At 63.7% G+C, this 9,043-nt stretch carries 7 protein-coding genes; 6 read left to right on the forward strand and 1 reads right to left on the reverse strand.

Features of this window, described 5'->3' with window-relative positions:
• The first annotated feature begins 16 nt into the window (after window positions 1–16).
• The 6 genes from NF4_RS23735 to NF4_RS23755 all read left to right on the forward strand — a co-directional run bounded on the left by NF4_RS23735 (window position 17) and on the right by NF4_RS23755 (window position 6,082).
• Window positions 17–529, forward strand: coding sequence for a DUF4863 family protein (locus NF4_RS23735; RefSeq protein ID WP_063129590.1), 513 nt, complete (start codon window positions 17–19; stop codon window positions 527–529).
• Between the two features lie 11 nt (window positions 530–540).
• Window positions 541–1,404 carry a nitroreductase gene (locus NF4_RS36770; protein ID WP_084533388.1) on the forward strand — a complete coding sequence of 288 codons (864 nt, stop codon included), beginning with the start codon at window positions 541–543 and terminating at the stop codon, window positions 1,402–1,404.
• 80 nt (window positions 1,405–1,484) lie between these two features.
• Window positions 1,485–2,924 carry an aldehyde dehydrogenase gene (locus tag NF4_RS23745; protein WP_063129592.1) on the forward strand — a complete coding sequence of 480 codons (1,440 nt, stop codon included), beginning with the start codon at window positions 1,485–1,487 and terminating at the stop codon, window positions 2,922–2,924.
• Window positions 2,925–2,996: 72 nt separating this feature from the next.
• Window positions 2,997–3,725: a DUF8020 domain-containing protein gene (locus tag NF4_RS23750; protein ID WP_063129593.1), complete on the forward strand. Its 729-nt coding sequence runs from the start codon at window positions 2,997–2,999 to the stop codon at window positions 3,723–3,725.
• Between the two features lie 268 nt (window positions 3,726–3,993).
• Complete coding sequence (locus tag NF4_RS37985) at window positions 3,994–4,281, forward strand: hypothetical protein (protein WP_157120540.1); 288 nt, start codon at window positions 3,994–3,996, stop codon at window positions 4,279–4,281.
• 610 nt (window positions 4,282–4,891) lie between these two features.
• Window positions 4,892–6,082 (forward strand): MFS transporter, encoded by a 1,191-nt coding sequence (locus NF4_RS23755; RefSeq protein WP_063129646.1) that lies wholly within the window; start codon window positions 4,892–4,894, stop codon window positions 6,080–6,082.
• A gap of 1,132 nt (window positions 6,083–7,214) precedes the next feature.
• On the opposite strand, the gene NF4_RS23760 is transcribed toward NF4_RS23755, so the two are convergent.
• Entirely contained in the window at window positions 7,215–8,060 is an 846-nt protein-coding gene (locus NF4_RS23760; protein WP_198165445.1) for an IS5 family transposase, read from the reverse strand.
• Window positions 8,061–9,043: the final 983 nt, after the last annotated feature.

Genomic DNA, 9,043 nt, shown 5'->3' on the forward strand with positions numbered 1-9,043 from the left:
ATCTGAGGAGCAACAAATGAATTCTCCACAAGATCTGATCGACTGCAGTATTCCGTTTCTCGAAGAGGTCAAGAACCGTACCGCCGGCGCCGATCTGGAGACATGGCTCAACACGCAGTACGGACCGGAGACGAGTCTGTACCAGGGACTCGCGCAGCTGATCACTCAGGGCGTCGAGGACGGGTGGGCAGCCAACATCGAGGTCGACGGTCCGCGCTATCGACGGAGCCGGATTGCGCCCCCGTCCGAACAGCTCCACTACTTCAGCATTACAGCGGTTTACATGAACAGTGTGCCGCGCTACCGCGGCCAGTACCACCAGCACCCATACGGTGAACTCAACCTCGTGGTGCCGCTTACTCGCGACGCACAACTCGCGGGGCCGCGTGGGTGGTGCGGAGCAGGGTGGACGGCTCCCGAGCCCGGCAGCCATCACTACCCGGAGGTTCGCGGAGGCGCGTTGATCGCCCTGTTCTACCTCCCCGCCGGCCGTATCTCCTACGACATCACCCCGCCCGGGGATAACTGAGGCGAGCAGACATGATCGAGGAACACACTGGACACAAGCAGGGCGATACCCCGGTATCGGTCGGTTCGGAACCCGCTGTGCTCACCGTCGAGCAGGCACTTTCCTCCAGGCGGAGCACCCGCGCCTATCTTCCCCGCTCGGTCTCCCGCGCACAGGTCGAGTCACTCATCGCGCTGGCCGCGTTGTCGGCCAGCAACTCCAACACACAGCCGTGGAGCGTTCATGTCGTGACAGGGACCGCAAAAGCGCGGCTGACCGCAGAAATGGTCAAAGCGCATGACAACGGCGGGAGAGTCCACACACGCGAATACGACTACCAGCCAAGTCCTGAGGACTGGCCCGAGCCCTTTGCGTCCCGTCGCCGAAGCTTCGGCGAAGGCCTCTACAAACATGCATTGGGCCTCGACGAGACCGACCTCGACGGTCGCCTGGCACATCATCGACGAAACTACGACTTCTTCGGCGCGCCTGTAGGCATTGTGCTCACCGTGGCCAAAGGCCCACACTACGGTGCTCTCGTCGACGCCGGGCTTTTCCTCCAGGCCCTCATGTTGGCTGCCCGCAGTGTCGGCCTGGACAGTTGCCCACAGGCCTCGCTCATCGACTTCTACCCCGTGATTCGCGAGCAGCTGAGTATTCCGGAGGATCATCTCATCGTTTGCGGCCTGGCGCTGGGCTACGCCGACCACAAGCACCGTTTGGCCGACCATCGCACTACACGAGAGCATGTCGACTCGTTCGTCACTTTCCACGGAGAGTTTCACGAGAACCCTGTGAGCGCAACGGCAGATCAGGCTGTTCCCGGAAGATCACCTCTTCCGGATCGAGGCCTTCACGCCGCGTCCTGCGGAAGTAGTCCACCGCCGACCCCCTGAACCCTGAAGCTCATGGCGACCAGCCCGGACATGGCCCAATTCACGTTTCGTGCACAACCCGCAAAACCACTCGAGGAATTATGAATACGCTGGATTACGACTATCTGTACATCAATGGTGAATGGTCCGCCCCATCGACCCCTGAGCGAATCGATGTCATCGGTGCGGCGACAGGGAAGCGCGTCGGATCCGTTCCGAGCTCGGCCCACAGGGAAGTCGATTACGCCGTCGAATCGGCGCAGCGGGCATTCAACGATCCGGAAGGATGGGCAGCCTGGTCTCCCACACGCCGAGCAGCCGGTCTCGACGCACTCGCGACAGCCCTCGAAGCGCACGCCTCGGACATCGCTTACAGCGTCACCGTTCAAAACGGCATGCCGATCAATCTCGCTCGGCAACTGGAGACCGGTATGCCCGTGGCGACGTTGCGATACTTCGCCGGCCTCATCCGTGAGCAGGGCGACGACAATCGGCGTGGATACCTGGGCGGAGACGTCCGAGTCCTCCGGCAGCCGATAGGTGTGGTTGCGGCAATCGTCCCGTGGAACTTCCCGCAGACCTTGGCCTTCACCAAACTCGCGCCCGCTTTGGCCGCAGGCTGCACGGTGGTGCTGAAACCCTCACCGGAAACCGTGCTGGACAGCATGGTGCTCGCGCGAGCGATCACCGAGTCGGGGCTGCCTCCAGGAGTCGTGAACATCGTCCCTGGTGGTCGATCCCTTGGGGAGTACCTTGTCGCGCATCCTGGAGTGGACAAAGTCGCGTTCACCGGGTCCACCGATACCGGGCGCGCCATCGCATCGGTTTGCGGTCAGCTGCTGCGTCCGGTGAGCCTCGAGCTCGGTGGGAGGTCCGCGGCCATCGTGCTCGACGACGCGAACATGACCGACCACCTCGAGAGTTTCTTCGGCGCAGCACTTCTCAACAACGGGCAGTGCTGCTATGCAACAACCCGCGTGCTCGCCCCCGAATCCCGATACGACGAAATCGTCGAACAATTGACCTCGTTCGTATCCACACTCACTGTCGGCGACCCGCTGTCGCCGGACACCCAAGTGGGACCATTGACCACCGCGCGCCAACGGGACCGCTTCGAATCCTATCTCTCGATGGGAATCGCCGACGGCGGCAAGCTGACGACCGGAGGAAGCCGCCCCGCGGACCTGCCCGAGGGGTGGTTCGTAACACCTGCGGTCATGGCCGACGTCAACAACTCGTCCCGTATCGCACAAGAAGAGGTCTTCGGACCGGTCGTGACCATTACCAGTTATTCGGACGAGAACGAGGCCGTCCGACTCGCGAACGAATCGAACTACGGACTTGGAGGCACTGTATGGACCGCTGACCTCGACCGCGGCTTGGCGGTCGCACGTCGTGTTCGCACCGGCACGATCGGAATAAACGGATACATACCGGACCCGGCTATTCCTTTCGGCGGCGTGAAGGACAGCGGAGCAAGTCGCGAGTTCGGGCCCGAGGGGTTGGCCGCGTACACCCATCTGCAGTCGGTTCACCTCTAGTGTTCCGTACTCGAATCAGATGATCTCGAAACCTGCGCAAACTATTTCTACATCCACAACCGAGGAGTTTCCATGAAGAGAACGGGCGCAACCGCGATAATGGCAATCGCGGCGACCACTACGCTCGCGCTGACCGGCGGTACTGCGAACGCGAATCCGGAAAGCTCGACAGCCGGTTCGGTGATCGACACTTCGATCGTTCCGGGCATCAACTATAAGGGCAGCGTCGTCGGCCGGTCTGTGGTATTCAGTACCGATCTGGGATCACTGTCCGTACAAGATGGTGAATTCCGGGTGCTCGACACTGCGGGCAATGTAGTCGGCGGGATCCCACTCACCTATCAACGAGATGGGAAGGACTGGCCGATCGCGGCGAGTATCGATGGTCGCACAGCGACTCTGACTCCGAGTACCGATCCGGCCGACGCGCAGCCCACCTCCACAGAACCGATGCTGAAAGATGTCGACGCCGCTTCCGATGCGTTGTTCAACCAAGCGATTTCGAATGCCTTCATGCAGCTTTCCTTGGGCGTTGCGCTCGGCACGTTGATCGGCACCGCGATCGGTGCCGGCATCGGTTGCGTTGCCGGTGGTGCGGCAGTCGGCGCTGCCGTAGGAGTTCCGACCGTCGGGGTGCTCGCCATCCCGGGATTCCTCGGCGGCTGCGTGTCCACAGCAGCGGTCACCGGCCCCATCGGTGGAATGGTCGGAATGATTGTTGTCGGTGTACCGGCCGCAGTAGCCGCAGGTATTCAGTTCTTCAACACTGTCAACCCACCTGCCCCGCAAGGCGCATTGTAGCCGGAAACCGGCGGGATGCCCGGGTTTCCGGGCGTCCCGCCACCCGGAGTGGCGTTCGCCCACTCAATGCACTTCAGGCCAGCTCCGGGTCGACGAAGAACAGAACCGTCGGTGATGGAATATCGCGAATACTCGGCAACTCACGTCTTCGGAAGGAGCGCACAACTTCCCCACGCAACCTGTCCGATTCGTTCCCGAAAGGAGGTTGAACCAACAATTTCCGAAAAATTGGCCCGCGCCCCTTTATGAACTTAGGAGAGGGATAACGATGAAGGATCGAGACATCATGGTGAATCCTGCCGGATTCGAGGCAGCAATGGAAGCGCTTGTTATGGACGATCCGTATCCGCACAGCTCGTTCGGCGACAGTCCTACGCATTGGCTGCGAAGAGCCCTTTACGCATACGAATGGGCAAAACATACCTGCCCTGACGCGGAACGGGAATTACTTTCTCATAGTGTCCTCGGACCAGGAGAAGCTCGAGAGGCGGTCCTGCGTTACGAGGCCGGACAATACGATCGGGAGGTTGCTGATGACCGTGCACAACAGGTCTGAACGCGACGTGCGTGTCAGCACTTCTCTGCGGCGGCAGAAGAGAGAAAACAGTCGGAGCGAGAATGGCACAGTGGAACTCACCGGCGAAGACTGGGCAGCGATCCGACCCTGGCTCGATCCCTGTGGCTGGCGCGAAATCCGACCGGTTCCGGAGATGGGTGGAGCATGAGCTGCGCGCTTGTGTTCGGACCTCCTACGTGAAAGCCGAGTGGCTGAAGCCTCGCCAGGCCGGAACGAGCGATTGGTACCCACGCGACGGCCCAACTGCGTTCGGCGAGGCTCACGCAGTTCAACGAGCATCTCCGTTTTCCGTCACGGTTACGCCTGCAGGGCGGCGGTTCAACGACGAACCGAGGGATCAACGGCGATACCCGTCCGCCCTGCAAGCACACCGGGTGCAACAGATTGCTGCCCTGGGGACACAGTGCTCCTCCTCACCAAGTCACGCGCTGGTCGGCGGCCGAACAACAACCCTGGTCGGCCGCAGCCGGACGAGCCACCTGGTTGCCGTATTGCGGACATGCTCCGCGCTTGTGCCCATGCCTGCGGGAAGCTTCAGGTTCAGTTGTTGCGGCCCATCGGGTTCGAGCTCGATCGTTGGAGTGCACTGATGCTGAAAACCGTGCCATCCAGTCGCACGTCCCTGGGGTTGGCTGCCCTGGCATTGTTCGTCGCTGCGGCGAACCTGCGGCCTGCTATCGCGGCGGTCTCGCCCTTGGTTGACGACATCCGCGCCGACTTGGACCTCTCAGCGACCGAGGTGTCGCTGTTGACTACCGTCCCGACGTTGGCCATGGGATTGTGCGCACCGCTGGGCGCCTACGCAGGGAGGCGATATGGGCTACAGTCCGGCGTTCTCGCTGGACTGATCATCATTGCTTTGGCCACTGGGGCTCGACTGTTCGGTACATCTGTATGGTGGCAGCTGGGCAGTGCGGCGATCGTCGGAGCAGGAATCGCCATTGTCCAAACTCTGCTGCCCGCTGTGATCAAGTCACGTTTCGCTGCCCGGGCCGGCCTACTCACTGGACTATTCACCTCCGGACTCGGACTGGGCGGCGCGGTGGCCGCCGGAATGACCGCACCATTGGCCAATGCGTTCGACTCCTGGCCGGCAGCGCTCGCCTCCTGGTCTGTGCTCGCGTTGTCGGGTGCCGTGTTATGGACCGCCGGTAAGGGTTCGCTGAGCCTGGACGGTGTCGAAGCCCGCACCGGACCTGCGACCGGAGAAGGACCCTGGCGCAGCGGTACGGCCTGGCGCATCACTATCCTGTCGGCCGTCAACGCCGCACTCTACTATTGTGATCTTGCCTGGGTTGCGCCCCTTCTACACGATGACTCCGGCCGTGACGCAGCCACCGCAGGTGTCATGCTGACCGTGATGATCTCCATTCAGGTCGTTGCCATGCTGGCCGTGCCAGCGCTCCTGGGTGAACGCCGCAGCACCTGGAGGGGACTCGCCGCTATGACGGTGCTGACCGGCATCGGCTTCCTCGGGTTGGCCCTCGCGCCGGGCGCGGGTGCGTGGGTGTGGATCGTAGTGTTGGGTGTGGGGCACGGCGGTCTGTTCACGCTAGTTCTCGCCCTGCCCGTACTAGTTGGCCGCGACCCTGGAGATGCCGGGCGTATCAGTGCGATGGCGTTCTTCGTCGGCTATGGGTGCGCGGCGCTGGCCGGGCTCCTGGTGGGCGCACTACGCGATCTGACGGGCGGTTTCACTCTCAGCTTCGGTTTGCTGGGGGGACTCGCCCTGCTGATGCTCCTGCCCATCGCTCACCTGCGCAAAACAGTCAGGCTCTGAGTTGCCCAAAGCCCTCGAAACCACCCGCGTAGCGTTCACAATCCTCTGCCGGGTAACGCTTCGGAACTCGACCCGCGACACCGATGATCGGCGGGTTCATCGACGAGTACCGCCAGGTCTATGGCATCGAGTCGATCTGCCGTGCGCTGTCGGCGCATGGTGTGCAGATCGGGGCCAGGACTTACGACTTGATCCGCTATTGAGATCGAGACGTGCCGACATGGGGAGGCGGGCGGTTTACCGGGTAACGTCGCGGTCGGAGACCAGCCCTGCGACGGCAAGGTAGGTCTGCGGGAGCGTGTGGCGGTGGGGGCGTCAGCGACGCAGGCCGCGCCAGTTCTTGTGCGCGGCGATGGCGTGTTCGACCGGAATTCGTCCAGAAGAGTGCCGTGTGCGTGCCCGCGCGCATATCGATTGTCGCCGTGAGGATTTCGGTGTGCTTGCGCGACTTCGGTGTTGGGGCGATGCCCCGGCGTTTGTGGTTGCGGCGCAGGCCCGGTAGCGGCGTCGACCAACATCCGGACCCGGCGGGTGGCGGTCGAGGCGGTCGTCGATGCCCTCGGTGGTGATCGCGGTCTGGTCGTGCCGGCGTCCGGGACGGGTCGCGCCGGACCCATAGGGCCCGCCCGGCAGCATCGCTGATGATGCTGGTCTTGACGGTGTTGAGGGTCTTGTTGCCGAAGACGAACGCCCGCCGCCCGGCCCGGGGAGGCAGCGGGGCGTCGGACCTGGGTTTCGGTGGCGTCGAGCTGCAGCGTCACCCACTCTGCCTGGGCTTGGGTGAACACCTCCGCCAGCGCGTGCGCAGCCGCACCTCGGCCGGGTCGGGCACGGCGAATCCGCGGGCGGACAGCAGCGGCCGGATCTCACTCATGGTCATGCAACACACTGGTCGGTCCGCGTCGGAGTCCCCGGTCGGGTCACGCGGTTCACCGACGCTCTGGATGGTGATGTGGTGTGGATCTTTGGCCGGCTCCGGTACGGGCCCCTCGTCCCACGGGTGCCACGAGAACAGACCCCGCCGACCCCGGCGACAAGGATCGCGGCGGCCAACAGACCTCGCCCGGCCGGCCCGGTCCTGGTGGTTACGGAGGCATCCGGCGGCTGAGAAGATGTTGGCGAACCTTGTTGGTCAGTTGTTGAGGTCCTCTGCTATCCGGCGGGCGGCTTCGGTTTCGATCGGGCCGGAGGGTTCCACGATTTCACCGGCAAGGCGGGCGGCCATGAGCCGGATCATCGCGACCTGGATCATCGCTTCGGCGTGGGCGGTTTTGCGTTCGTAGTCGCGTGCCAATCGTCTGCACCTCGTCAGCCAGGAGAAGGTTCGCTCGACCACCCGCCTGCGGGGTAGCACCTGGAAGCCTTTCACATCGGCGTTGCGGGGCACCGCCACGATCTCGAGACCCTCGGTAACCGCAGCCCATCCGACCAGGCTGGTGTCGACGGTGTTGACGTAGCCGCCGTCGACCCAGACCAACCCAGCAGAGGGAGCCGCGCCCGGATACCGGCCAGCACCTGGCGGGCACCGGGCCGGTCCTGCACCGAGGCCGAATGCACCAGGGCATGCAGCAGCAACCCATCGGTGTCGACGAGTAGATGCCGTTTGCGGCCACGCCACCCGTTTGCCGGCGTCGTAACCGATCTGCTCACCCCTTTGGTGGGTGCGCACCGATTGGGAGTCCAGCACCGCCGCCGACGGTTGCGGGTCGCGCCCGTCGACGTCACGGACCCGGTCTCGTAGTTCGTCGTGCACTCGTGCCCACGTGCCATCAGCGGTCCAGACAGCGAACACCTTGTAGGCGGTGTTCCACGGCGCGAGGTTGTGCGGCACCAAACGGCACGCGCACCCCGTGAACAGCACATACAAGATGGTGTCGACCAGCAGCCAACGCGGGTGCACCCGGGGCCGGCCACCCAGGCGCCGGTTCGGGACGGCCGGTAGCAGCGTTTCTATCACCGCCCACTGGTCATCGGTCAACGACGAGTCATAGGCAGGCTTGCACGAACACGGGCACACCAGCCGACATCGTCGACCCGACACCCCGAATAGCATGAGCGACACGCGCTTACAGCGCCGGGTTCCCCAACACCGAGGTGGGGGCCGCTGGGGCATAGGGGCATTCGAGTCCGGCATGATGAACAGTCAACACCGCGGGGGCGGCCGGGACAGGCCCCAGAACAGGCAGTGAGCTCTCGGATCGGCTACGCAACTCTCTGGGCGTGAGGCACCACTCCTCGCGCGCAACCCACACCGAATTCGTTCCGGAGAACTTGTACTGGGACGCCGACATCACGCGGCTGCTGCACCGGCTGATCCGCGACCGCATCCGCGGCCCGCTGTTCAGGACCCACCGACGGCCTGGGCTGGCGAGTACCTCGGTGACCGGGATGTGCGCACCGACGAAAGACGCGACCGCGTGTACCGATGGTTCCCCGAGGCCGCAAGACCGCTCCGCTCCGAATACTGCAGGCCTTGAATAAATACCCTCCACCGGCTCGCACAGCGGCGAACGGCGGGGCCCGTGGCGGGCTTCATGTCGCGCGAGCACAAGGACGCTTTGCGATACCTGAGCAGGATCTGCCGTGACGTGCTGGTCACCGCCTGATCTGCCGGTGCCATGATCGAGGGCGGCCGTGTCGCGCCAGGGGGCCGGCCACGGGGCCAACGATGCTCGGCGAGAGGTCGGATTGGGATGCGAGATATTCCTAGTTCAGGACAGAGTCGGAATATCAGTTGAGTACTCTTGCGATCTTCCTGGCATCGGGCGGGTCACGGCGGACGCCGTGCACATGGAACTCGGCCCGTTGAGGGGTGGTGTTGTTCGAGGCTGTCATACAACCATCCTCGACCCGTATCACGACAACGGCCATTTCGGGGGCTCACCGTTGCCGATCATCCGATGGGAACTCGGCAGCCCAGCCCCACGGCGTGTGCCGGGCAGGTGTGCGCGGTTCGGACTC

This window comes from Nocardia fusca NBRC 14340 (assembly GCF_001618425.1).
GTDB classification, from domain to species: domain Bacteria; phylum Actinomycetota; class Actinomycetes; order Mycobacteriales; family Mycobacteriaceae; genus Nocardia; species Nocardia fusca.